Source organism: Streptomyces sp. NPDC007863, assembly GCF_040633895.1.
Classification (GTDB): domain Bacteria; phylum Actinomycetota; class Actinomycetes; order Streptomycetales; family Streptomycetaceae; genus Streptomyces.
The window spans coordinates 96140-119618 of record NZ_JBEYEI010000022.1; the positions used below are offsets into that span (position 1 = coordinate 96140).

Annotated in this window: 24 protein-coding genes; 11 read left to right on the forward strand and 13 right to left on the reverse strand. The window is 72.7% G+C overall.

Annotated elements, in window-relative coordinates; translation table 11 throughout:
• Positions 1 to 58: 58 nt before the first annotated feature.
• Positions 59 to 316, reverse strand: a complete 258-nt coding sequence (locus ABZ621_RS30440) for an SHOCT domain-containing protein (protein WP_360609690.1) — start codon at positions 314 to 316, stop codon at positions 59 to 61.
• A gap of 297 nt (positions 317 to 613) precedes the next feature.
• On the opposite strand from ABZ621_RS30440, the gene ABZ621_RS30445 reads away from it, so the two are divergent.
• The 4 genes from ABZ621_RS30445 (at position 614) to ABZ621_RS30460 (ending at position 6669) form a co-directional block, all read left to right on the forward strand.
• Positions 614 to 1780 (forward strand): MFS transporter, encoded by a 1167-nt coding sequence (locus ABZ621_RS30445; RefSeq protein ID WP_360609691.1) that lies wholly within the window; start codon positions 614 to 616, stop codon positions 1778 to 1780.
• Between the two features lie 88 nt (positions 1781 to 1868).
• Positions 1869 to 2606 carry an ABC transporter ATP-binding protein gene (locus ABZ621_RS30450; protein ID WP_360609648.1) on the forward strand — a complete coding sequence of 246 codons (738 nt, stop codon included), beginning with the start codon at positions 1869 to 1871 and terminating at the stop codon, positions 2604 to 2606.
• Between the two features lie 2 nt (positions 2607 to 2608).
• Positions 2609 to 5545, forward strand: a complete 2937-nt coding sequence (locus ABZ621_RS30455) for an FtsX-like permease family protein (RefSeq protein ID WP_360609649.1) — start codon at positions 2609 to 2611, stop codon at positions 5543 to 5545.
• A gap of 776 nt (positions 5546 to 6321) precedes the next feature.
• Positions 6322 to 6669 carry a DUF190 domain-containing protein gene (locus ABZ621_RS30460; protein ID WP_360609650.1) on the forward strand — a complete coding sequence of 116 codons (348 nt, stop codon included), beginning with the start codon at positions 6322 to 6324 and terminating at the stop codon, positions 6667 to 6669.
• A 659-nt stretch (positions 6670 to 7328) separates the two neighbouring features.
• On the opposite strand, the gene ABZ621_RS30465 is transcribed toward ABZ621_RS30460, so the two are convergent.
• A complete protein-coding gene (locus ABZ621_RS30465) occupies positions 7329 to 7871 on the reverse strand; it encodes a hypothetical protein (RefSeq protein WP_360609651.1) in 543 nt (180 codons plus the stop codon).
• A 616-nt stretch (positions 7872 to 8487) separates the two neighbouring features.
• Here ABZ621_RS30465 and ABZ621_RS30470 point away from each other — a divergent pair.
• Positions 8488 to 8916, forward strand: a complete 429-nt coding sequence (locus tag ABZ621_RS30470; RefSeq protein ID WP_360609652.1) for a hypothetical protein — start codon at positions 8488 to 8490, stop codon at positions 8914 to 8916.
• A 303-nt stretch (positions 8917 to 9219) separates the two neighbouring features.
• Here ABZ621_RS30470 and ABZ621_RS30475 read toward each other — a convergent pair whose 3' ends face one another.
• Positions 9220 to 9714, reverse strand: a complete 495-nt coding sequence (locus ABZ621_RS30475; RefSeq protein ID WP_360609653.1) for a hypothetical protein — start codon at positions 9712 to 9714, stop codon at positions 9220 to 9222.
• Between the two features lie 28 nt (positions 9715 to 9742).
• A complete protein-coding gene (locus tag ABZ621_RS30480) occupies positions 9743 to 9967 on the reverse strand; it encodes a hypothetical protein (protein WP_360609654.1) in 225 nt (74 codons plus the stop codon).
• A 475-nt stretch (positions 9968 to 10442) separates the two neighbouring features.
• On the opposite strand from ABZ621_RS30480, the gene ABZ621_RS30485 reads away from it, so the two are divergent.
• Complete coding sequence (locus ABZ621_RS30485; protein WP_360609655.1) at positions 10443 to 11066, forward strand: hypothetical protein; 624 nt, start codon at positions 10443 to 10445, stop codon at positions 11064 to 11066.
• Positions 11067 to 11175: 109 nt separating this feature from the next.
• Here ABZ621_RS30485 and ABZ621_RS30490 read toward each other — a convergent pair whose 3' ends face one another.
• Together ABZ621_RS30490 and ABZ621_RS30495 are read right to left on the reverse strand one after the other, a co-directional pair.
• Positions 11176 to 12561, reverse strand: a complete 1386-nt coding sequence (locus tag ABZ621_RS30490) for an MFS transporter (protein ID WP_360609656.1) — start codon at positions 12559 to 12561, stop codon at positions 11176 to 11178.
• Positions 12558 to 13937 (reverse strand): MBL fold metallo-hydrolase, encoded by a 1380-nt coding sequence (locus ABZ621_RS30495; protein ID WP_360609657.1) that lies wholly within the window; start codon positions 13935 to 13937, stop codon positions 12558 to 12560. The genes ABZ621_RS30490 and ABZ621_RS30495 overlap by 4 nt, the downstream gene beginning before the upstream one ends.
• A gap of 87 nt (positions 13938 to 14024) precedes the next feature.
• Between ABZ621_RS30495 and ABZ621_RS30500 the strand changes: the two genes are divergently transcribed.
• From ABZ621_RS30500 to ABZ621_RS30520, 5 genes are all read left to right on the forward strand, one after another.
• Entirely contained in the window at positions 14025 to 14702 is a 678-nt protein-coding gene (locus ABZ621_RS30500) for a metalloregulator ArsR/SmtB family transcription factor (protein WP_360609658.1), read from the forward strand.
• The gene (locus ABZ621_RS30505) at positions 14699 to 14836 is read left to right on the forward strand and encodes a hypothetical protein (RefSeq protein WP_360609659.1); all 138 of its coding nucleotides are present in this window, start codon (positions 14699 to 14701) and stop codon (positions 14834 to 14836) included. The genes ABZ621_RS30500 and ABZ621_RS30505 overlap by 4 nt, the downstream gene beginning before the upstream one ends.
• Positions 14833 to 15051 carry a sulfurtransferase TusA family protein gene (locus ABZ621_RS30510; RefSeq protein ID WP_360609660.1) on the forward strand — a complete coding sequence of 73 codons (219 nt, stop codon included), beginning with the start codon at positions 14833 to 14835 and terminating at the stop codon, positions 15049 to 15051. Before ABZ621_RS30505 ends, ABZ621_RS30510 begins: the two co-directional genes overlap by 4 nt.
• A 47-nt stretch (positions 15052 to 15098) precedes the next feature.
• The gene (locus ABZ621_RS30515; RefSeq protein WP_360609692.1) at positions 15099 to 15473 is read left to right on the forward strand and encodes a class I SAM-dependent methyltransferase; all 375 of its coding nucleotides are present in this window, start codon (positions 15099 to 15101) and stop codon (positions 15471 to 15473) included.
• Between the two features lie 89 nt (positions 15474 to 15562).
• The gene (locus ABZ621_RS30520; protein ID WP_360609661.1) at positions 15563 to 16627 is read left to right on the forward strand and encodes a MerR family transcriptional regulator; all 1065 of its coding nucleotides are present in this window, start codon (positions 15563 to 15565) and stop codon (positions 16625 to 16627) included.
• A gap of 23 nt (positions 16628 to 16650) precedes the next feature.
• Here ABZ621_RS30520 and ABZ621_RS30525 read toward each other — a convergent pair whose 3' ends face one another.
• From ABZ621_RS30525 to ABZ621_RS30555, 7 genes are all read right to left on the reverse strand, one after another.
• Complete coding sequence (locus ABZ621_RS30525; RefSeq protein WP_360609693.1) at positions 16651 to 17403, reverse strand: DUF1295 domain-containing protein; 753 nt, start codon at positions 17401 to 17403, stop codon at positions 16651 to 16653.
• A gap of 65 nt (positions 17404 to 17468) precedes the next feature.
• Positions 17469 to 17621: a hypothetical protein gene (locus ABZ621_RS30530; RefSeq protein WP_360609662.1), complete on the reverse strand. Its 153-nt coding sequence runs from the start codon at positions 17619 to 17621 to the stop codon at positions 17469 to 17471.
• Positions 17618 to 18925, reverse strand: coding sequence for a cyclopropane-fatty-acyl-phospholipid synthase family protein (locus ABZ621_RS30535; RefSeq protein ID WP_360609663.1), 1308 nt, complete (start codon positions 18923 to 18925; stop codon positions 17618 to 17620). The genes ABZ621_RS30530 and ABZ621_RS30535 overlap by 4 nt, the downstream gene beginning before the upstream one ends.
• Positions 18922 to 19680 carry a DUF1365 domain-containing protein gene (locus ABZ621_RS30540; RefSeq protein WP_360609664.1) on the reverse strand — a complete coding sequence of 253 codons (759 nt, stop codon included), beginning with the start codon at positions 19678 to 19680 and terminating at the stop codon, positions 18922 to 18924. Before ABZ621_RS30540 ends, ABZ621_RS30535 begins: the two co-directional genes overlap by 4 nt.
• The gene (locus ABZ621_RS30545) at positions 19680 to 20933 is read right to left on the reverse strand and encodes an FAD-dependent oxidoreductase (protein ID WP_360609665.1); all 1254 of its coding nucleotides are present in this window, start codon (positions 20931 to 20933) and stop codon (positions 19680 to 19682) included. Before ABZ621_RS30545 ends, ABZ621_RS30540 begins: the two co-directional genes overlap by 1 nt.
• A 247-nt stretch (positions 20934 to 21180) precedes the next feature.
• Complete coding sequence (locus ABZ621_RS30550; RefSeq protein ID WP_360609666.1) at positions 21181 to 21789, reverse strand: sigma-70 family RNA polymerase sigma factor; 609 nt, start codon at positions 21787 to 21789, stop codon at positions 21181 to 21183.
• Positions 21790 to 21978: 189 nt separating this feature from the next.
• Positions 21979 to 23352 carry a deoxyribodipyrimidine photo-lyase gene (locus tag ABZ621_RS30555; RefSeq protein WP_360609667.1) on the reverse strand — a complete coding sequence of 458 codons (1374 nt, stop codon included), beginning with the start codon at positions 23350 to 23352 and terminating at the stop codon, positions 21979 to 21981.
• Positions 23353 to 23479 lie beyond the last annotated feature (127 nt).

Here is a 23479-nt window from a genome sequence, read left to right on the forward strand (position 1 = left end):
TTCCCAGCCTGGCCGGGCGGACACCTTCCCGCATCCCGACGGCCTCCCACGGCGCGACCTACGACTCTCCGCTCCGCAGAGCGCTCAGCCGCCTTCGGTATTCCTCCTCGTCGATCTCACCGCGGGCCAACCGCTCGCCGAGGATCCGCTCCGGACCCGTGGGGCCGCCCTGACGCGTGGGGCGTTCCGCGGCCCGGTCCAGCAGTCGGAAGATCAACACGACGGCGGTGATCAGGAGTCCCCAGAAAAGGATCATTCCTGCCGACATGGCGAACCAGCCCCATCCGTTCATGCCGTCGCCGTTCCAGAACATCATGGCCACTCACGCTCCCGACGGCCGGGTCGGTCCTGGCCGAGCGGAGCCCCGGCCGTCGCGACCACCTTGTCCTCACGGTGCGCCGCCCGGCGCTCCGCGCACAGGGCCGGTCGGTCCCCCGCGGGGGACCGACCGGACGCCGAAAGGGACAGGTGGCCCCTGGAGCCCGCCTGCCGGCCCGCCGACAGTGAGAAGCGGCAGGGCTCCGCGCCGACGACGCGAGCGACCCCGGGAGGTGCCGTGATCCGAAGCATCGGGAAGGCTCCCCGCACGGAAGGCGCCGCCCGCCCACGGACGATGCTGTTCCTGGCCACGACCGGGTTCACCCTCTGCTTCTGGGCCTGGGCCCTCCTCGCGCCGCTCGGCCCCCGCCTGCGGGACGACCTCGGCCTCACGTCGTTCGAGCAGTCCCTGGTGGTCGCCGTTCCGGTCGTGGTCGGCGCGCTCGGCAGGATCCCGGCCGGGGCACTCACGGACCGCTGGGGAGCCCGCCGGGTCTTCCCTCTCGTCGCCGCCCTGACCGTCCTCCCCGTGCTCTACCTGGGCCACCTCGCCGAGACACTGACGCAGTTCCTCGCGGGCGGCTTCCTGCTCGGGCTCGGGGGGACGGCCTTCGCCGTCGGCGTCCCGTTCGTCAACGCCTGGTATCCGCCGGTACGCAGGGGGTTCGCCCTCGGCGTCTTCGGCCTGGGAACCGGAGGCACCGCGCTGTCGTCGTTCACCACCGTGCAACTGGCCGATGCCGTCGGGCGGGCCTTCCCGTTCGATCTCGTGGCCGGCTGCCTCGCCGTCTACGCCGTCACGGCCTGGTTCCTCCTGCGGGACCGCCCGGGACGCACGACGGCGACCGGGTCGCTGTGGTCACGCACCTCTCTGGCCCTGCGCACGCCTGCGACCTGGCACCTCGCCTTCCTGTACGCCGTGTCGTTCGGCGGCTTCGTCGCCTTCAGCGTCTACCTGCCGACGTATCTGACCCGGGCCTACGACCTCACCCGCTCCGACGCGGCGCTGCGGACCGCCGGGTTCGTCGTCCTCGCGGTCGCCATGCGCCCCCTGGGCGGCTGGCTCTCCGACCGTGTCCGTCCCGTGCCCGTCCTGACGGCGTCCTACGGGCTCGTCGCCGCGTGCGCGTTCCTCGCCTCCTTCGAGACGGAGCTGGTCCCGGTGGGGACCGCGGCCTTCCTCGGCACGGCCGCCGGCCTGGGCGCGGGTTCGGGGGCCGTCTTCGCCCTCGTCGCACGTCTCGTGCCGGCGGAACGCGTCGGCTCGGTGACGGGCGTGGTCGGAGCGGCGGGCGGCCTCGGCGGGTTCTTCCCCCCGCTGGTGATGGGCGCGATCGAGAGCGTCACGCACGACTACACGCGGGGGTTCGTCCTCCTCGCCGTCACCGCGGCGGCCGCCGGCGCGGTGACCTCCACGGTCGTCCGCCGACGTGCCCACGCGGCCGATGAGGCACGGCCCTGACCAGCCGCTCCTCACGGGGCCGGTTGGCCCCGGTACGGGACCGGATGGCCGTGGCGGCCGATCGCCTCCGGGGTCTCGTATGGAAGGTATGAACAGCGACCGACCCCTCCTGGTCGCCACAGGAGTCCGCAAGATCTACCGGACGGGCTCGGTGGCGGTCACCGCCCTGGACGATCTGGACCTCGTCGTGGGGCACGGGGAACTCGTGGCGGTCATGGGTCCGTCCGGCTCCGGCAAGACCACCCTGCTGAACTGTCTCTCCGGACTCGACGACATCGACGGCGGCCGGGTCGAGATCGACGGTCACGACCTCTTCGCGATGCCGGACGCCGCGCGCACGGAGCACCGGGCCCGCACCATGGGCTTCGTCTTCCAGTCGTTCAACCTCATCCCGGTCTTCTCCGCGGCGGAGAACGTCGAACTGCCCCTGCTCCTCGTGGGCACCCGACCGCGCGAGGCGCGGCGACGGGCGCTGGCCACACTCGACCGCGTCGGCCTCGCCCATCGGGTCGGGCACCGGCCCAGCGAACTGTCCGGCGGCGAACAGCAGCGCGTGACCATCGCACGTGCCCTCGTCGGACGGCCGGCGATCGTGTGGGCGGACGAACCGACCGGCAACCTCGACAGCGCGATGGCCGGCCAGGTGATGGACCTGCTGTGCGACCTCAACCGCGACGAGGGTCAGACGATCGTCCTGGTCACCCATGACAGCGCCATCGGGGCGCGTGTCCCCCGCCTGATCCGGATGCGTGACGGGCGGTTGGTCGACGACGTCCGTCAGGCCGTGGCCGGCCGGGCCGTGGAACACGACGTCACTCCGGGCTGATCATGTACCCGAACCTGCTCGTCCCCCTGCTCGTGGCGCTGGCGCTCGCCTTCGCGGCCCTCGTCCTGATCGCCGTCCGACAGCCGGTGTCACGCCGGCTGGCCTTCCGGCAGGTCGCCCGTCGACGTACCGAGGCCGCTCTGGTGATCGGCGGATCGATGCTCGGCACGGCCATCGTGATCGGAGCCCTGGTCGTCGGCGACACCCTGAACTTCTCCGTGCGGCAGGAGGCGTACCGGACCCTGGGCCCGGTGGACGAACGCGTCGTCGCCCCGCCCGGCCCGGCCGGACGCGCCGTCGCGGAACGGCTGGCGGCCCTGACCGGTGATCCCGACGTCGACGGAGTGCTGACCGTCCGGGCCGCGCAGGCGTCCGCCCTCGGCTCCACCGCGGGCCATCCGGTCGCAGAACCGCGGGTCCTGGCCTGGCAGATGGACTTCGCCGACGCCTCCCGCTTCGGTGCGGCGGGCGGCGACTCCGGTCTCGACGGGCCGAACCCCGAGCCCGGACAGGTCGTGGTCAACGAACCGCTGGCCCGCTCCCTGAACGTGCGCACCGGGGACTCGCTGACGCTGTACCTGTTCGGGACGCCCGGGACCTACCGGGTCGAGCGCGTGCTGCCGGAGCAGGGCCTCGCCGGTGTGGGAATCGGAGGGCGCCTGAACCGCAACGCGTTCCTGGCTCCGGGAACCCTGGACGCCGCAGCCCGCGCGGCGGGCACGGAAGCACGCTCGATCACGTTCGTGTCCAATCGGGGCGGTGTCGAAGGCGGAAACGCCCTGACTCCGCAGGTCACGGACGACATCCGTGGCGCCCTGGGGCCTCTGGCCGAGCAGGCGGCGATCGACACGCCGAAACAGACGGTGCTGCGGGACGCGAAGCAGGCAGGGGACTCGCTCGGTGCGCTGTTCCTGATGATCGGGAGCTTCAGCATCATCGCGGGCGCCCTGCTGCTTGTGAACATCTTCGTGATGCTCGGCGAGGAGCGGAAGGCCCAGATGGGCATGGTGCGGGCGATCGGCATGAAACGCTCGCGGCTCGTCGGGTCCTTCACCCTCGAAGGGGCCGCCTACGCCCTGATGTCCGCACTTCCCGGCGTCGGCATCGGGATCGCCGTCGGCTGGGGCGTCGCCGTGGTGGCCGCGGAGATCTTCCAGGGCTGGTCGGTCGGCGGCAGCAGCCTCCGCATCACCTTCGACGTCACTCCCACGAGCGTCCTCAACGGGCTCGCGATGGGACTGCTCATCGCCTTCGCCGCGATCCTGGCGACCAGCGTCCGCATCAGCAGGTTCAACATCATCGCCGCCATCCGCGACCTCCCCGCCTCCCCCGGCCGGGGACGGCGGCGCGGGCGGGTGGCGGTCGCGGCCTCCCTGGCCGTCCTGTGCGCGGTCGCGGCCGTCCCGGCGGTGGCGCGCAGCCAACCGGACGCGACCTACCTCCTGCCGGCGCTCGCCCTCGCCTTGTCCGCCCCGGTCCTCCTGCTCGTCCTGCCTCGGCACGCCGTCACCACCCTCGTCGCGGGCGCGGTTCTGGCCTGGACTCTCCTGGCTCCCGTCGTACGCCCCCGGATCTTCGACACGCCTTCCATGTCCGTCTACGTCATCCAGGGCGCGCTCGCGGCCTTCTCCGCGGTGATCCTCGTCAGCGACAACCAGAAATGGGTGCTCCGCCCCGTACGGCGGCTCCTTGAGCGGCCGTCCGAGTCGGGCCTGGCCGCACGGCTCGCCGTCGCCTACCCACTGGCGAAACGGTTCCGGACGGGGGCGACGCTCGTGATGTACACCCTGATCGTGTTCGTGCTCGTCCTGCTGACGGAGATCTCCGGGATCCTGCGCGCGGGTGTCGACGGAGTCGTCGACGACGCCACGTCCGGATACTCGCTCCGGCTCGACTACAACCCCCAGGTGGCGGGCGACGACCTGGTCGACGAGCTGCGGAACAGTCCTCCCCCGTACGGGATCTCGGCCGTCACTCCCCTGCTGAACGCCGCCGGCCGGGCCACCGACCCCGGGCACCGCGATCCCCGGCCTCTGGACGTCGCGGTCGTCGGCGTGCCCGACGGCGCGATCACGGGCATCACCTTCCGGGAACGGCTGCCCGGGCTCGCGACCGACCCCGCGGTCTGGCAGGCACTCGCCACCGATCCCCGCTACGTCGTCCTCGACGGGTTCTTCGGCAGCACGGGCGGCCCGGCCGGCGACTACTACGACCCCGGCGACACCCTCGTCGTCACCGACCCGCGCACCGGGCGCAGCGAACAGAAGGTCATCGCCGGCGTGCTCAGCAACGGCATGGTCTTCTACCCCGGCACCGGCGCGAGCTCCACCACGTACCCCGTGGTGATGAACGAGGGCGCGGCGCGCGAGCTCTTCGGCGCGCAGGCACAGAACGCCTCCGCACTGGTGAGGACCGCTCCCGGAACCTCCCCCGACGCCCTGGCGACCCGGCTGCAGGGCGAGCAGCTCTCGTCCAGCCTGGTCGCCACGCCCATCGAGTCGGAGATCCGCGAGCAGTTCGACTCCAGCACGGCCTTCTTCCGCCTCATGCAGGGCTTCCTCGCCCTGGGGCTGGGCGTGGGCATCACCGGGCTCGGCGTCGTCATGGTCCGCGCGGTACGCGAACGACGGCGCACCATCGGCATCCTGCGCGCCCTCGGCTTCCGGGCCCGCACCGTCCAGCGGTCCTTCCTCTGGGAGAGCGCCTTCGTCACGGTGGAGGGAATCACCCTGGGCTGCCTGCTGGGCGTGCTGACGACGTGGCTGATGTACCGGAACAGCGCCGCTTTCGAAGGCCTCGAAGGAGGCTTCCCCGTCGAGTGGACGAGCATCGGCACCCTGGCCGCGGCCACCTTCGCCGCCTCCCTCCTGGCCACCTGGGGCCCGGCCCGCCGAGCAGCCGCCATCCGCCCGGCGCGCGCGGTCCGCGTGACGGACTGAGCCTGTGGACGGGCAGGCGGAACCGTGGTCTCCACGGAAACCCGTTCACCGACCTGCCGGCCCCTTCCCCGCCGGCCGGACGGGTGCGGGCGCATACGCCCGCGGCGGCGATCCACGCCTCTCAGCGACGACGGCGACCACCTGATCACTCGCCTCCCGGAGGCCAGCGAACTCAAGGTGATTCTGCGGGACGTCCCCGGCTCAGCCTCCACGACGCCATCCCGTTCGACGGCGTCAAGCCCCCGCACCCTTCCCAGAGAGCGTCCGCCCCAGCGCGCCTGCGTCCGGTCGATCACCCTGCCCAGGTCCCCGGACACGGCGGCGCGCCTGACCGTGACCCGCTGGTGGTGGTCGGTAGGCTCACTGCTGCGGGTGCCCTTGGTGACTGCCGTGCGACCGTCGGGCCCGCCGTACCCGAACCGCGGCGTCAGCGCCGTCGGCGGTCCCTGCTTTCGATCGGCGTGTGCCCAGGTCCGGGGTGCCTTGCTGGTAGGAGACGTGTGTCCGGGGAAGCCCTCTCGTCCCGGGTGGCCAAGCCCCCCACCCCGACGCTGGCCTGTTTGCGCCCGACCGGTGCGGCCATTCCTCGGCAGCGGCGTGCCGTGCGGGTTCATCGCCTTCTCGGCGTTGTGGTGGACATCCGGGAACTCCTGGCCCGCGGACGGGCCCGGACGGGGCCCGCCCACCCGGCAGTGACGGTGGCGGCCGCCCTGGCGGCGATGTGGAGTGTGGAGTGCGGTGTGGGCGACCCACCGCTTACCGGCGTGGAGGCAGCGGTGACCAGGCTGACGGGCAGGGCCCTGCGGGTGACGATCTTCATCGGCGAGACCGACCTCTGGCACCACAGACCCGTCTACACCGAGATCGTCCACCGGGCCCACAAGGCGGGACTGGCCGGGGCGAGTGTGTTCCGCGGGATCGAGGGCTTCGGCGCCTCCTCCCTGATCCACACCCACCGGCTGCTGTCGCTGAGCGAGGACCTGCCGGTGGCCGTCGTCATCGTGGACGTCGAGGACAAGATCCGTGCCTTCCTTCCGGAGCTCGATGTCCTGGTGAAGGAAGGGCTGGTGATCCTCGACGACTGCGAGGTCATCCGGTACGCCGGACGCGGGAAGACCGAGTGAACCGGCCGCTGGTGATCCACGGTGGAGCGATCGGCGCCTCACCCAGGGACAGTTGCCGGTCGGAACCGGGCGGGGCGCTGACGACGCACCAGACGTTCTCCTGCTCAATGCCGCGACCGGCCGAGAACGGCACGAAGTCCTACGCCGCCCTCGACGTGACCGCCGGCGTCGAGGCACCGGCCGAGACGCTCTGGTCACCGAGCCCTCCGGCCTCGGCTTCGGCGGCGTGCACGCCGTGTTCACCGGATGGGGCGACTACGCCCATGCCCATGCGACGCCGCAATCCGTCACGGTTTCCTCGTCATCGCCGCGTACCGCCTGAGGGAAGAGCAGTTCGGAGATCCGGGCGGACTGCACGACCTCGCCGTTGACGCGGGCGCCCCTCCGGAGCCGGTACGGGTCGCCGAACTCGTCGGGCGTGACCGAATCGGTGGCGCACCAGGAAGCCGGCGAGGGCGAGCTCGACCGGTTGCGCGTCCGAGCACACCCGTGCGACGTCGCGCCGGCGAACCCCAGGACACCCGCACACAACACACCCTCACGAGAACGACCCACGCCTCGGCACCGCCCGCCAAGCACTCGACGCCCTCCGGCACGCCCAGTAGCCTCCTCGCCACCGACCCCGCCACCCGACACGGTCACACGCCCCGCACCTGCGATCAGGGCCGCTGGGCGTCTCGCAGCCGTTCGACCTGCCTGCGGATCAGCTCGGTGGGGAACGAGAGGCCCTTGCCCGTGCTGAGCTCGGTGAACGTGGCGATGGTGTTCCCGGTACGGACGACGACGAACTGCTCGTTACGGTCGACCCACTCCGGTTTCATGGGGATGATCTCGCGGAAGGCCACCGCTTCGTCGCCGACCTGTGGTGCTGCCTCCGTTCTCACCGTCACCTCGAATCGACCGACGTAGCCCTCGCCTTCGTACGCCCGGCAAGTGGTGAGGGCCTGCTTGAGCTCCGCGAAGCGCCGTGTGGCCTCGCCCTCCTCGTAGGAGGTGAGTATCGAGCTTCCGCCCATGATGTTCTTCTTCCAGTTGAAGATCTGGAAGACATGAGCGATCGATCCTGCGCCGTTACGGGCATCACGCAGTGGCTGGCAGGCAGGTACCGATATGGGAGGGAAGGAGCGCCCGCTTCCTCTCGGTGCGGGTTCCTGTACCCCCATGGGCTCGTGCGCCTGCGGGACTTCTCCGTCCTTGAACACGAGCTCCTTGAGCTGGGCCGTCGTCAGGGGCGCCACCGGGCTCGCGGCCGAAGGAGTCGTAGACGATGCTCCCGGTGTGGTTGCCGGCTCCTTCGCCGGGGCGCACCCCGGGGCGAGGATCAGTCCGATGGTCGCTACTGCGGCTGTTCTTCCCAGCCTTGTGGTGCGCGGTTGCACGAGTCCCCCCGGACAGATGTGGATGAGAGGCCGAGGCTAGTTGTGTGAGCCGGCGGTGACCAGAGGTGTCCGAGGGAAGTGCCAGCCGCGACGAACGGCTTGGCGGTGTCGTTTCGGTCTGAGGCCCTCTCCGCAGACCACCGCGCTCGCGTGCTTCGACGACCGTGTCTCCCGTCCGGCCGTCAAGGCGAGCACCTGTCCGGCTGGCTCCGCCCCACCCTCCACCGGCGAGGCTCGCGGGGTTCGGCCTTGGCCTCGATCACGTCGTAGGTGGGCAACGGAAACACGGAATCCCTCAGCAAGTGAGACTGGTGTACAGGGGCTTGCAGATCTGCCCCGGACCGAGAAGGAGTGGAGTGGACATCGTGTACGCCGCACAGACGGAGCCTCCTTCGGCGAGTTCCTCGACGCGTACGACCCTTCACAGGCGAACGCCGAGGTGAGCGGTCGCAGCGTCCTGATGGGCGCGCTGACGAACGTGGGTCCTGGTGCGCGCAGCGCGATCGCGAACCGTCTGCTCGAAGACGGCGCCGTGGCGGAGGACTCCGGTACGCCGTTGCAGCTGCTCATGAGCCCGTTCGCGTACACGGACGAGACGCTCGCGCCGTTCTACGACGTGCTGTTCGCACGAGGCGATCTCGACCTGCTGACGACCGGAGCCTTCGGGAAGTCGGCGTACGTCATGGCGGCGGAGATCAGGCACCGACAGGGACTCAGGGCCCGGGTGGAGCGGTACCTGGCCGTCCACCGCATCGGATTCCCTCCGCGATCTGAGAGGAGTCCGCAGCGTTCCCCAGATCCACACGGCCTGGGGGTGGTCGACGAAGACCGGCGTTCAGCCCCGCCCCCCCTGGGACCCGACGCATGACGGCAGGCCGCAGCTCAGCTCCCGGGCCCTGCCCCCTCTGCGTCAGGTCCGGGCGAGCGCGGCCGGAACGTCGACGGCCTTGCCCACGTACCGGTAGGCGGTGGTGGTGCCGACAACGAGCCGGGCCCGAGCTGGGCACGTCGATTCCGGAGGGATGCACGAGCTTGCGAAGCCTCGGATGGAGATGGTTCCCTCGGTCGAGAACCCTCTACCAGGGGCTTCGCCGCACCGTCAGCCCGAACGACCGTCATCGGCAAGAGGCCGCGCCAACCACATCTTCCGGGTCGTCCAGGAAACCCGGCGTCAGTCCTGTCTCGGCGCTCGGATCACGCGGCTCTCCACATGACGGTCGGACAACTGCTGCTGATACCAACGCTCATGCTCTGCGTCGCGGAACTCCAGCTTGCGCCAGCGGGAGTCCTGATAGCCGGGTGCGGAGCGCCAGTAGCCGGCGAGGAGACAGAGAGTGTTCCAATCGTCCCGGAGACGATCCAGGCGCATCTCCGTCCGTACGCGGCGTTCCTCCTCGGTGGGCAGCGGGGGCAGCGGAATCCCGACGGGAATTCGGACGCGGCCTGGCGTTCCGCCGGTAATGGTCCACTCCAAGGTGAGAACCAACGTGGCCACTGCCTCCGCGAGTGCCGAGGCCGTGATGCCCTCCTCACTGTCCGACGGGTGAGCATGGGCCGCTCGCTCCAGTCGAGGAAGCAGGAAGTCGCCGATCTCCCACACGACGTCGGTCGTCAGCTCGTCGGCGTACTGCGGACCTGGCCCCACCGGGTCTGTTTCGCCCGTCAAACCGCCCCCTCTGCCATGGCCTTGATGATCAGAACCCGTCGCCCCATCCGAAGGTGACGTTGCACGCGCGCCGGACCGCGTGCCGGCCCCCGTGCCCGCCGAGGAGGACCAGGGCGACGGTCACGATGACCGCGCCGAGGTGGGCTCCCCGCGAGTCGAGCGGCGCGGATTTGCGTGCCGCTCTCCTTGCGACTCGTTCGGCGACGAAACGCTCCTCGCGGACAGATGGCGGTTCGTTCTCGTCGAAGTTCATCTCACCCCCCTGGCACCGACGCTACACATACGGAGGCGGAAGCAGTCGAGCGGCCCGCCGGGCCGGAGGATGGTCGGGGCCCAGCGGCTCGCAGAGCGACCCACCGGATGTCGTACATCGCGGCCCCGGGGTTGCCTTCCGGGACATTGCCTTGACCGGAGAGCGACTTCCACCCGCATCGTCTTCAACAAGCAGATGCTCCGTGGCGCGTCGAAGGAACGGATCCGGTACGTCGCCCTCCACGAGCTCGGGCACGCGCTCGGCCTGTGCCACAAGGCCGACAACGTCGTCTCCCTGATGCGGAAGAACACGCCGTCGCCCGGCTACGAGATCACGTGGATCCCCGGCGTCGACAACTGTGGGGCTGACCGCGAACAAGATCGTCATCGGGGCCACCGGCCTCGCCTTGGTGGCCGAGGTGGGCATCGGCGGATACGCCTAAGTCCAGCAGGACGAGGAGGTACGCGTCGAGGCGTTGTGCAATCCGACGCGGACAGACGCGGCCGAGGCCGCCCGCGCGCAGAACCTCGCCCTGGTCGACGTCGTCGAGCGCGGCCGGCTCGTCTCCATGGGCACCGACGCCGGCATGCAGACCTTCAAGGTCCGCACTCTCGCCGTCTACAAGGGCACCCTGCCCGCCGAGGCGGAGGTCGGTCTCCCGGAGGCATCGGCTGCCAAGCTGCGGCCCGGCGGCCGCTACGAGGTGTCCGTCCTCGGGCCCGAAGACGGTACGTGGATCGCCCGCTTCACCCGCCCGGTCCCGGCCGAAAAAACGACCGACGCCCTCGCCGCGCACTGGAGGACGGAGATCGGCAAGCAATTCGTGGAGCCGCCGTGCTCCGACACGGCTACAGCGCCGCGAGTACGCCCGACCAGAACGACACGTCGTCCCCGGCGCGCGTCAAGGACGACCTCACCGACCCTGTTCCGTCCCGCCGCTGAGGGGCCGTATGGCCCGGTCAGCCGCGGTGGTGACGCGGCAGTGCCCCCGATCACCGGCCCACCTGCGCTCGCGGCCCGGGCGCCGGGCCTGCGCGGGGCCCCGGCCGGCCCGGAAGAGGGTCACTTCCTCATAGGAGTGGTGTCGCCGACGTGCTGAAAGGCGTGACGGGACTCTACGGCCCCCATGGCATCCAGCGGTTCTCGTTCGCCCTCGAACCGGCAGAAGCGGGTTGGGCTCTCCGCCGCTCTCCACAGCGACGTGCGCGTCACGATCCGCCGCTTCGCCGCGAGCCGGGCCGGGTGCCGGTCGGCACCGGTGGCGGCGTGCAGGTAGTGGTCGAGGACCCGTCGCACCGCGACGTTCGTGTCCCCGGTCTCCCCGTCCTGTGCTCGGTGATCCAGCGAGCGGCGAGGAGGCCGGAGGCCGCGGTGAGGACTGCGGCGGCGATGACGGTGGCGTTCAGGCCGAGCCAGTCGGCGAGCACACCGGCGAGGAGAGCTCCCGCCGCGTAGCCGATGTCGCGCCAGAAGCGGTAGGTGCCCAGGGCGTTGGCGCGCCAGGCGGGGTGGGCGTGGTCGGAGATGGACGCGATGAGCGCGGGGTAGACCATGGCCGTGCCGAGGCCGAGGGCGACGGCGGACAGGACGCCGGCGAGGAACGGGGTGTCCAACAGGGCGAGGGCAAGGACGAAGCCGCCGGCCTGGACGAGCATGCCGGTGACGATGAGGGGTTTGCGGCCGATGCGGTCGGCGAGGTGGCCGGCGGGGATCTGGCCGAGGCCCCACAGGATGGGGTACAGGCCCTTGATCAGGCCGACGGCGGCGAGTCCGAGGCCGTGGTCGGTGAACAGGAGCGGGAAGACGCCCCAGGTCAGGCCGTCGTTGAGGTTGTTGATCAGCCCTGCCTGGCTCGCGCCGCGCAGGGAGCGGTTGTGCCAGGAGGTACGGGTGAAGGTGGCCTTCAGGCCGGTGTCCTCGTCGGTCGGCAGCGGCTCGGTGTGGTGGGCCAGTTCCAGGGCGACGTGGGCGGCGGTGTCGCGGACGACGAGGGCCAGGGCGAGGCCCGCGATGACGAAGACGACGCCGATGAGCTCGGGGACGGGGCGCAGGCCGTGGCTGGTGGCGAGGTAGCCGGTGAGCAGGGCGGTGACGCCGACGGCGGTGTAGCCGGCGGCCTCGTTGAGGCCGGTGGCCAGCCCGCGGCGGGCGGGGCCGACGAGGTCGATCTTCATGTTGACGGTCATCGACCAGGTCAGGCCCTGGTTGAGGCCGAGCAGGACGTTGGCGGCGACGATCCATCCCCAGGAGGGCGCCCAGGCGAGGACGAAGGGGACGGGTATGCCGATCAGCCAGCCGGTCACCAGCAGTTGCTTGCGGCGGAAGCGGGCGGTGAGCGCGCCGGCGGCGAGGTTGGTGAACGCCTTGGTGAGGCCGAAGGCGATGATGAAGGAGAAGACCGCCAGATCGCTGGTGAGGCCGAAGGTCTCGGAGCCGATCAGCGGAACGGTCGTGCGTTCCAGGCCGACCAGGCCGCCGACGCAGATGTTGACGATGACCAGCAGGGTGAACTGCGGCCCGTTCTCGCGCAGCCCGAGTCGCACGGGCCGCCCGACGGCGTCTGCCGGGGTCGTGGTGGTGGGTGCGGTGTTCACGGGCGGCGGCCCCCCGCGCCCTGGACGAGCCGCCGGCCGTGGGCTGCGGCGTAGTCGGCCGGTCCGCCGTCGAGGACGGCGATGTCGGTGCGGCCCGCGCGCTCCAGAAGGCTGGCGGCGGTCATGGCCCGCTCGCCATGGCCGCAGGCCACGACCGGGCCGGCCGGGACGTCGGCGGCGGCGGCCTCGAGGACGCCGAGCTCGATGTGCACGGAGCCGGGGACGTGCCCGGCGGCGAACTCGGCTTCCTGCCGGACGTCGAGGTAGGGACGGCCGGCGGCGCGGTCGGCGGTGACGAACGCCGTGGTGGCCTGGGGGTTGCCGTCGGCGAGCCAGGCGTTCATGCCGCCGGTGAGGCGACCGGCGAGACGCTCGTAGCCGATCTTGTACGCCTGCCGGACGATCTCGCTCGGGTCCTGGTCCTCCCCCATGACGAAGACGAGCGGGGCGGTGTCGGGCAGGAGCCAGCCGAGCCAGGTGGCGAACCGGCCGCGCAGCGGGATGGACAGGGAGCCGGGGACGTGGCCGGCAGCGTAGTCGGCGGCCGGGCGCACGTCGACGGCACGGCCTCCGTCGGCCATCAGGGTCCGGACCTCGGCCGCGGCCAGGGCGGGCAGGAGCGGCTGTGCGGTCAGCGGGGCCGGGCCGCGGCGGTTGAGTTCGCCGAGGCGGTCGAAGTACGCCGGGTAGGTGCCCAGGCTCGCGAGCAGGGCCTCCACGAAGGCGTCCTCGTCGGGGACCGCGAGCAGCGGGTTGGCCCGTTTCTCGGCGCCGATGGTGGAGGTCCGCTCGGTGCCGGGCGGGGCGGAGCAGAACGAGCCGGCGCCGTGGGTGGGCCATACCGCGGTCTGGTCCGGCAGCTCGGCCAGCCGGCGCAGGGAGCGGTACTGGGCGCGGGCGAGTTCCCCGGTGCGCTCCGGCCCGAGGAGGTCGGTGCGGGCGGCGGAGTTCACGATCAGCGATCCGCCGGTGAAGATCCCGAGCTCCCGGGCACCGTCGAGCAGCAGGAAGGACAGGTGCTCGTCGGTGTGGCCGGGGGTGGAGAGCGCGCGCAGGACCAGGCCGCCGAGATCGACCTCGTCGCGGTCGGCCAGGGCCTGGTGGGGGAAAGCCCGGTGTCCGGCGGCGGAGGCCAGGACGGTGGCGCCGTCCTCGTGGGCGAGCTGGACGGCGCCGGAGAGGAAGTCGGCGTGCAGGTGCGTGTCCGCTGCGAACGCGACGGTGAGCCCGCGCCGCCCGGCGGCTGTCCGCAGCGCGCGCAGGTCGCGGCCGGCGTCGATGGCCAGGGCGCGTCCGTCGCCGAGGTCGAGCAGGTAGGCGCTGTTGCCCAGCCCTTCGTCGACCAGCGGGATGAGGTGATCGTCCGCGAAGCCCACGGCGTCCTCCAAGATCTCGGGAGCGCAGGTGTGTGGTCACACCCATCGGACTCAACTACAATAATCCATGGATTTATGGAGGATGCCATGTCGGAGAACACGAAGAGCGCGACGAAGGCCCGTCTCTATGACGCGTTCGCGGCCAGCGGCAAGGCGCTGGCCAGCGGAAAGCGCCTGGAGCTGCTGGATCTGCTGGCTCAGGGCGAGCGCACCGTCGACGCGCTGGCGAAGACGGCCGGGCTGAACCTGACCACCGCCTCGGCACATCTGCAGACCCTCAAGCAGGCCGGCTTCGTCGCCACCCGACGCGAGGGTGTGCGCATCCACTACCGCCTCGCCGGCGACGACGTCGCCCGGCTGCTCGCCCTGCTGCGCAAGGTCGCCGACCACCACCAGGCCGCCGTCCCCGCCGCCCGCGACGCCTACCTCGGCGAGGACACCACCGCCGAGCTCGACCGCGAGGAGCTGCAGGCCCGGATCGCCGCCGGGGACGTGGTCGTCCTCGACGTCCGGCCGGTCGAGGAGTACCGGGCCGGACACATCCCGGGCGCCCTGTCCATCCCCGTCGACGAGCTCGACGAGCGGATCGGCGAGCTGCCCGAGGACCTGGAGATCGTCGTCTACTGCCGCGGCGAGTACTGCGTGCTGGCCCACGACGCGGTACGGCTGCTGACCGGCCGCGGGCGCCGCGCCATCCGCCTCAACGACGGCATGCTGGAGTGGCGCCTGTCGGAGCTACCCATCGATGCCGCAGACCCGGCGTGACCGGCCCCGTCGACGTCTCCATCGCCATCGCCGGCGCCGCCGGCGGCATGGCCTCCGGCATCATGGTCGCCGCCACCAGCTACCCCGCCCTCGCCCTCCTTCCCTCCATCGCCGCCACCGCCTACCGCCCATGAACCCCGAGAACCCCGCTCCCGGCATCACCGTCGACGGCACCGGCCTGCTCTGCGTCACCCTCCTGCTGCTCCTGCGCAAGCGGATCGACGGCGCGCGGCCGGGCACCGTCATCCACGTCATCGCCACCGACCCCGCCGCCCCGCTCGACCTGCCCGCCTGGTGCCATAGCTCGCCGCCGAAGCCCGGGCGAACGTGGCGCCGAGGAGGCCGGTGACGTTGCGAGGGGTGGCCCCCAGGCGCCCGTCCGGCGATGCCCTGGCGGTGCCCCGCCCCCGGCCATATCGCGAGGCGACCCGCCTCGTCGCCGTCGAACCGGAACCGAACCTCCGCGCCCACGCCCGAACCGAAGCCCGCCGCACACCCGTCCCCGTGGTGATCGAGCCCGCGCGAGCCGAACGACTCCCCTTCCCCGACGCGTCGTCCGACGCGGCCGTGGTGTGCCTGCCCCTGTGCTCCATCGCCGACCCGGGCACAGCAGTCCCCGAACTCCGCCGGGGGCTCCGGCCCGGCGGACAACTCCGGTTCTTCGAGCACGTTCAGGCCCACTCACCTGCGGTGCGGCGCGTCCAGCGGGTACTCGACGCCACCATCTGGCCCCGCCTGATGAGCGACTGCCGCAACGGCCACGGGACGTGATCCCGAGGCGCGGAGGCGTGGCGTTCCCGACCTTGTTCCCTCACCCGGACGCACCTGCTCGCATCGCTTCCGCATCGTACGGTGTGGGCATGCACGACATCGTCCACGGGATCACCACGGGTGCCATGGCCCGGCGGCTGGGGGTGTCCCCCACCACCGTGCGGTCCTGGGACCGGCGCTACGGGATCGGGCCCGCCGTTCGCGCGGACGGGCAGCACCGGCGGTGGGGGCCGGAGGACGTCGCGATGCTGGAGGAGATGTGCCGCCTCACGGCGTCGGGCGTCCCGCCGGCCGAGGCGGCGCGGGCTGCGCGGGAAGCGCGGGCCTCGGTGGTGGCGGACGGAGGCGAGGTGTCCGTCGGCGACCCTCCGTCCGGGCTCGTCGCCGGGCCGGTCGTGTCCGTCGCGAAGCCGTCCCCGGGGCGGGCCGGGCGTGCGACGGCCGGCAGCGGTCTGCCGCTGGGCGACGTGCGGAAGGAGTGCCGCGGGCTCGCCCGTGCCGCCGTGCGCCTCGACGGTCCGGCCTTGGAAGAGCTCCTCCAGGCGGCGCTGGTGGAACACGGACTGGTCACCGCCTGGGAGGAGATCATGGCCCCGACTCTGCACGCGGTGGGCCGGAAGTGGGAATCGTCCGGCGACCGTTACGTCGAGGTGGAGCACCTGCTCTCCTGGCACGTCTCCACCGCGCTGCGGCGGGCCGCCGTCGCCGGGCCGCCGTCCTCCTCCCCGCCACCGGCGGCGCCGCCGGTGGCGCTGGCCTGCGTCCCCTCGGAGCAGCACACGCTGCCCCTGGAGGCGCTCGCCGCCGGTCTCACCGAACGGGGGCTGCCGACCAGGATGTTCGGGGCGGCCGTGCCCGCCGAGGCCCTCGACGCGGCGGTGCGCCGGTCGGGGCCCGCCGCCGTCGTCCTCTGGTCCCAGGCACGCTCCACCGCGAACCACGCGCTGGCCCGGCACGTGGCGGGGACGGCGTTCGGGGTACAAGGAGCACGGACCGCTCCGCTGGTCCTCCTCGCGGGCCCCGGCTGGCTCGGCAGGACGCCCGCCCCCGGCACGGCGCGTCCCGCCGGTCTGCGCGAGGCGCTCGGCGTGATCTCCCGGCTGTACGGGGAGGCGGCCGGGCGCGAGGAGCGGGCCGGAAGCACCGGAGCCTGATCCGCCCCTCGCCCGTGAGTCGCCTACGGGGTCTCCGTCCCCGGTCGGCGTCGGGGAGGCCGCGGGACGAAGCCGCTCGTGCGCGCCCGGTACGCGGCGTACCCGGGCCGGTCGGCCATGTGGGCCTCCAGGAGCCGTTTGCCGCTGCCCCAGATGAGCAGGGCGCTCATGACGAGCGGGGAGATCAGGGTGAGCAGGGCGGTCTGCCAGGTGGCGCAGGCCGTCAGGTACAGGCCCCACCAGACGAGGAAGTCGCCGAAGTAGTTGGGGTGACGGGTCCAGCTCCACAGCCCCCGGTCCATGACACGGCCCCGGTTCGCCGGATCCTCCTTGAACCGGGCGAGCTGGCGGTCCCCCACGGCCTCGAAGGCGAGGCCCACCGCCCACACGACGAGGCCGAGGTACGCGGTCGCCTCCAGGGGCACGGGCAGGAGGACGGCGGTCTGGACGGGGAGGGAGACGAGCCAGACGAGGGCGCCCTGGAGGAGGTAGACCTTCCACAGGGCGTAGAGGACGGGGTTGCCGCGGGCACGGGCGAGCATCCGCGCGTACCGGGGGTCCTCGCCGTGGCCGCGGCCGCGGCGGGCGATGTGGGCCGCGAGCCGCAGCCCCCAGACGACGGTGGCGAGCGCGACCGCGGTCCGGCGGACGTCGTCGCCGTGCCCGTCCGCCAGGAACCACGCCACGACGGCGACGGCAGCGAAGGCGATCCCCCAGGCGACGTCGACGATCCGGTGCAGTCGCCGTACGGTGCCGATCGCGAAGGTCACGAGCATGACGGTGAGGGCGGTGGCCGCCGAGGCGGCGAGGACGAGACCGAGGGCCTCGGTGTCGACGGCGTTCACGGCGTCTCCCCGTGCGGGTCCGCCGGGGTGAGGGGCGGAGCGGTGGGGTCGCGGCCGTCCGGCCGGAACTCCGCGGTCCGGTCCGCTCCCGTGCGGTGACCGGCGAAGGCGGAGGGCCGTGGGGTCCGGTCGGGGCGGGTGGGGTTCACCGGGCCGTCTCCGTGTCGGCGGCGGTGAGCCGGAGCTGGCGGACGTCGAGGTAGCGGGAGCGGAAGCCCGCCTCGGAGTAGGCGAGGTAGAAGTCCCACATGCGCTGGAAGACGGAGTCGAAGCCGAGGGCCGTCACGGCGTCCTCCTCGTGGCGGAAGCGTGCGCGCCATTGGTGGAGGGTCTCGGCGTAGTGGTCGCCGAACCCCGTGTCGTCGGTGATGCGCAGCCCGGCCGCGGCGCTCTCGCGGGCGATGGCCTCCGGTGAGGGGATCAGGCCGCCGGGGAAGACGTACTTGCTGATCCAGGTGTGGGTGCGGGCGGTGGCGAGCATCCGTTCGTGCGGCATGGTGATGGCCTGGAGCGCGACGCGGCCGCCCGGCGCGAGGAGGCGGCGGAGCGCGGTGAAGTAGTCGGGCCAGAACTCGGCGCCGACGGCCTCGATCATCTCGACGCTCACGACGGCGTCGTAACGGCCCCGGACGTGCCGGTAGTCGAGGAGTTCGACGGTGACACGGTCGGCGACACCGGCCCGGGCCGCGCGGAGGCGGGCGAGGGCGAGCTGCTCCTCCGAGAGGGTGACGGTGCGGACGCGGGCGCCGCGGGCGGCGGCGCGGATCGCGAGTTCGCCCCAGCCGGTGCCGATCTCCAGGAGTTCGGTGCCCGGTCCGGCTTCCGCCAGGTCGAGAAGGCGGTCGATCTTGCGGTGCTGGGCTGCGGTGAAGACCCCGTCGGGGAGGACTCCGGGGGCGTGCGGGAGGGGATCGAAGACCGCCGAGGAGTAGCTGAGTCCGGGGTCCAGGAAGAGGGCGAAGAGCTCGTTGGAGAGGTCGTAGTGGCGGTGGATGTTCTGGCGGGACCCGTCGGGGGTGTTGAGGTCGGCGCGCGGCCTGCGGCGGGCCCAGGCTCCCCTCAACCGGTGCAGCGGGGCGGGGACGAGGTCGTCGACGTGGCGGGCGAGGACGGTGAGGACGCCGACGAGATCGTCGGCGTCCCACTCGCCGGCCATGTACGACTCTCCGAAACCGATCAGTCCGTCGGCGCCGATCCGGCGATAAAAAACGTCCGGGTCGTGGAGCGTGAGCGTCGGTACGGCGGCGTCGCCGTGGCGCGACGCCGATACGGCGGTGCGGCCGTCCGTCGCTATCCGCAGCGGCAGCCGGGCGAGGGCACGCTCCACGAGCAGGCGGGCCACGACGGTCCGGGCGGCGGAGGCGCGCGGCGGCCGGGCGACGTCGGGCCAGCGGACCGGGTCGGCCGGGACGCGGACGGCGCGGACGGCGGGCGGGGGAGGCGTGAGGGTCACGGAGTGCCTTCCTTCGGGGTGGGCGCGGTACGGGGCCGGGGCCGGACGCGGAGCCCCTTGAGGTAGAGCCGGATGCCGTGGCGGCGGATGCCGAGGGAGACGGCCGCGGTCGACCAGGGATGGCGGAACGTGGCCGCCAGGAGGCCGCGGGGGTCGGCGGGCCGACGGGTGCCGCGGACCCTGGCGGTCAGGGGGCGGGTGCCGTCCGTGTGGCGGAGCTGGACGGTCAGGTCGAGGAGGTCGCCGGGGAGCGGCAGTCGCATGCGGTACGTGCCCTCGACGTCGAGGAACGGCGAGACGTAGAAGTCCTTGGCCGTCTCGGCGCGGCCCCGCGCGTCGGGGCGCAGCAGGTACGTGTGGCGTCCGCCGTACGTGTTGTGCACCTCGGCGACGACGCAGACGGGGCGGGCGGCGCGGTCGTGGCACCAGTACAGGGTGAGCGGGTTGAAGACGTGGCCCAGCACGCGCGCGTGGGCCAGCATCAGGACCGGCCCGTCCGCGTCCCGCACGCCGTGATCCGCCAGGCAGGCGTCGAGGCCGGCCCGCAGGGTGGGGGCGGAGCCGTCGAAGTGGTCGGCCGGGTCGAAACGGGCGAGGGGGCGCAGGAGCCGGGGCAGGACGGGCAGGTCGTCGAGGTCGACCAGCCACATGTAGGTGCGGTGGCGGAGCGTGTGGCGGACCGGCGTGACGCGGGTGTGGGCGATCGCGGTCTCGTACAGGGCCGGGACCGGCGGCGGAACGGCTTCGGTCGTCATCACGTCGCCCCCAGGTGACGGGCGGCCTCGACGCCGGAGCGGCAGCCGTCCTCGTGGAATCCCCAGCCGTGGTAGGCGCCGGCGTACGCGGTGACCGGGGTGCGGAGGGTGGGCAGGAGGCGCTGGGCGGCCACGGACTCCGGGGTGTAGACGGGGTGTTCGTAGGTCATGCGGGCCAGGACGGTCGACGGGTCGACGTGGTCGCCGGGGTTGAGGGTGACGATGTGCGGCTCCGCGGTGCGCAGCCGCTGGAGCCTGTTCATGTCGTAGCTGACCTGGACGGCGCCGGGGCGGGCGGTGCAGGAGGGCAGGAGGTAGTTCCAGGAGGCGCGGGCGTGCGGCGAGCGCGGCAGGAGCCGCGTGTCGCGGTGCAGGACCGTCGGGTTGCGGGAGTAGGTGAAGGCGCCGAGGACGCGCCGTTCCCGCTCGGTGGGGTCGGCGAGGAGGCGCAGGGCCTGGTCGGGGTGGACCGCGACCACGACGGCGGCGTGCTCGGTGGACTCGCCGTCCGCGGTGACGACCGTGACGCGGCGGTCGCCGCGGACGACGGCCCGTACGGGGGTGGCGGTGCGCACGGAGGAGACCGACTTGGCGACGCGTTCGACGTAGGCCGCGGACCCGCCCGTGACGGTCTTCCACCGCGGGGACCCGGTCACGGAGAGGAGGCCGTGGTGGTCGAGGAAGCGGAAGAGGTACACGGCGGGGTAGCGCAGGGCCGTGTCGGGGGCGCAGGACCAGACGGCGGAGACCAGCGGGATCGCGAAGTGGCTGACGAAGTGGGGCGAGAAGCGGTGGGCGCGGAGGAAGTCGCCGAGGGTGAGGGTGATGTCGTCGGCGGCCAGCAGGCGGCGCGCGGCGCGGTGGAAGCGCGGGACGTCCGCGAGCATCAGCAGGTGACGGCCCCGGCGGGCGTTGCCGCCGCCGAGGAGACCCCGGACGCCGCGCGCGCCGGCGTACTCCAGGCCGCAGCCCTCGCACCGGACGGACATGCTCATCTCGGCGTCCTGGGTGGTGACGCCCAACTCTCGGAAGAGACCGAGGAGGTGGGGGTAGGTGCGCTCGTTGTGGACGATGAAGCCGGTGTCGACATGGAGCGTGCCGCCCTCGGAGGCCGGAAGTTCGTGGGTGTGCGCGTGCCCGCCGAGCCGGTTCTCCGACTCGTACAGCACCACCTGGTGCGTGCGGGACAGGAGGTGGGCGGCGGTGAGGCCCGCCACCCCCGCTCCCACCACGGCGACGCTTCGTCCGTTCATCGTTCTCCACCCCTTGTGTGCCTTGTGTGGCGGTCGTCGGCCCGTGCGGTGTCGACGGGCGGTGCGGTGCTGTCGGTTGTCCGGAGCCGTCGGCTGTTCGGAGCCGTGGGTCGTTCGGAGCCGTCGGCTGTTCGGAGCCGTGGGTCGTTCGGAGCCGTCGGCTGTTCGGAGCCGTGAGTTGTTCGGAGCCGTCGGCCGAACGGACGGGCCGGAGCGGCGATCGGGCCGGCCGTCGGCGCCGGGCCGGTCAGCGGGCGGCGCCGGCGAGTTCGAGGCTGTGGCGCATGCGCTGGAGGCCGCGGCGGGCGTGGCTCTTGACCGTGCCGAGCGGCATGCCGGTGCGGTCGGCGATCTGGGTCTGGGTCAGGTCGGCGAAGTAGGCGAGTTCCAGGACGTCGCGCTGGACGCGGGGCAGCCTGGACAGTTCCTCGGTGACGACCAGCCGGTCCAGGACCCGCTCGGGTTCCTCGACCGTCCGGCCCTCGTGCTCCAGGGAGGCGCCGAGGGTCGCCGCGAGCTCGGTGCGGCGGGTGCGGGCGGTCAGGGCGTCGGCGATCTTCCGGCGGGTGATGCCGGTGAGCCAGGCCGGCAGGGTGCCCCGCTCGGGCCGGAAGTTGGCCCGTCCGCGCCACGCGGCGACGAACACCTGCTGGGTGACGTCCTCCGCCTCCCGGGAATCGCCCAGGGCGCGGGCCGCCAGGGCGTGCACCAGGCGGCCCCAGCGGCGGTAGGCGGCGGCGAGGCAGTGCTCGTCCCCGCCGGCCAGGCCGCGGGCGATGCGGTCGTCGGTGAGGGCGTCCGCGGCGACGGCGCCCCCGGCGGTGACGAGGTCTCCGGTCGTCCGGTGTGCGGTCATGACGCTTCCTCCTCTGGGTGGTGGCGCGGCGACCACGGGGTGTGCCGCCGACGCCGCGGGAGCGTCGGCTCCGGGACCTCAGCGGGCCCGTGCCTCCTCACGGTCCGGCCGACACGCCCCCCGCCACAACTCGCATCGGTTTCGCATCGAAATTCCCCGGCCGCTTGTCGCGTCGGGAGGCGTGCGGGGTCAGGCGGAGCCCCGGAGCCGCCGGAAGCGCGCCAGGCCGTCGGAGAGACCGATCAACGGGTCCGGGTAGTCGAGGGCCGCCCGGTCGAGTCCGGTGAGCCGCCAGGGCTCGTGGACGGCCGGTCCTTCGAGGTCCGCGAGTTCGGGGACCCAGCGGCGCACGTAGCTGCCGTCGGGGTCGTGCCGCTTGGCCTGCGCCACGGGGTTGAGGACGCGGTTGGGGCGGGTGTCCGTTCCGGTGCCGGCCGCCCACTGCCAGTTGAGCTGGTTGTTCGCGACGTCGCCGTCCACCAGCAGGCCGAGGAAATGGCGCGCCCCTTCGCGCCAGTCGACGCAGAGCGTCTTCGTCAGGAAGGAGGCGGTGATCAGCCGGCCCCGGTTGTGCATCCAGCCCTCGTGGGCGAGCTGGCGCATGGCGGCGTCGACGAGGGGGTAGCCGGTACGCCCCTCCCGCCACGCCGCGAGGTCCGCCTCCGCGTCCGCGCCCTCCCGCCAGCCCCCCGGCCGGGAGCGGTAGTCGGCTCCGGCCGCCTCGGGGCGGGCGGCCAGCACCTGGTGGTGGAAGTCGCGCCAGCACAGCTGCCGTACGAACGCGTCGGCACCGGCCCCGCCGCGCCCGCGCGCCCGGTGTACCGCCTCGGTGGCGGAGAGGGCGCCGAAGTGGAGGTGGGGCGAGAGACGGGAGGTGGCGTCGCCCGCCAGGTCGTCGTGGCGTTCCTCGTACGTGTCGAGGCCGTCGGCCAGCCACGAGCCGAGGCGCTTGCGGCCCACGCTCTCCCCTCCCTCGGGGAGGGCCGGCGACACGTCCGCGACGGCGGAGCGCCGCGGGACGCGCTCGGAGCGCACCCCCGACGGCACGCGCAGCTTCCTCGGGGCGGCGAAGGGGGCCCGGAGCGGCACGGCGGCCCAGCGCCGGTGGTAGGGAGTGAAGACGGCGAAGTGGTCCGAGCCCTGCGGGAGGACGTCGCCGGGCGGGACGACGGTGACCACGCCGTCGTGCACGTACAGGCGGCAGCCGTCCGCCTCCAGCGCCCTGCGCAGACGGGCCTCCCTGCTGCGGGCGAAGGCCGTCACCCCGGCGGCCACGTGGACCTCGTCGGCCTCGGTCTGCCGTACCAGCGCCCGCACCTCGGACACCGTGTCGCCCTCCCGCACCACGAGGCGGCCGCCCCGCTCCTTCAGGGCCCGGTCGAGGTCCTGCAGACAGTCCGCGAGGAAGGCCAGCCGATTGGGCGCCGCGAATCCCGCCCGGTCCACGGCGGGGTCGCGGACGAACAGCGGCACCACCTCGTCCGCCCCCTGTGACGCGGCCCTGAGCGGCGGATGGTCGTGGACCCTGAGGTCGGAGGTGTACAGAACGACGGAGACGGTCATCGCGCGCTCTCTCTGATCGGCCGCCGGTCACGGACGCGCCGTGCCGGGATGTGGACAGGGCACTCCTGCATCCGCGGTTCCCCTTTATCCGGGGTGCCGGATGCGCGCGCGGATCGGCCGCTTCGGC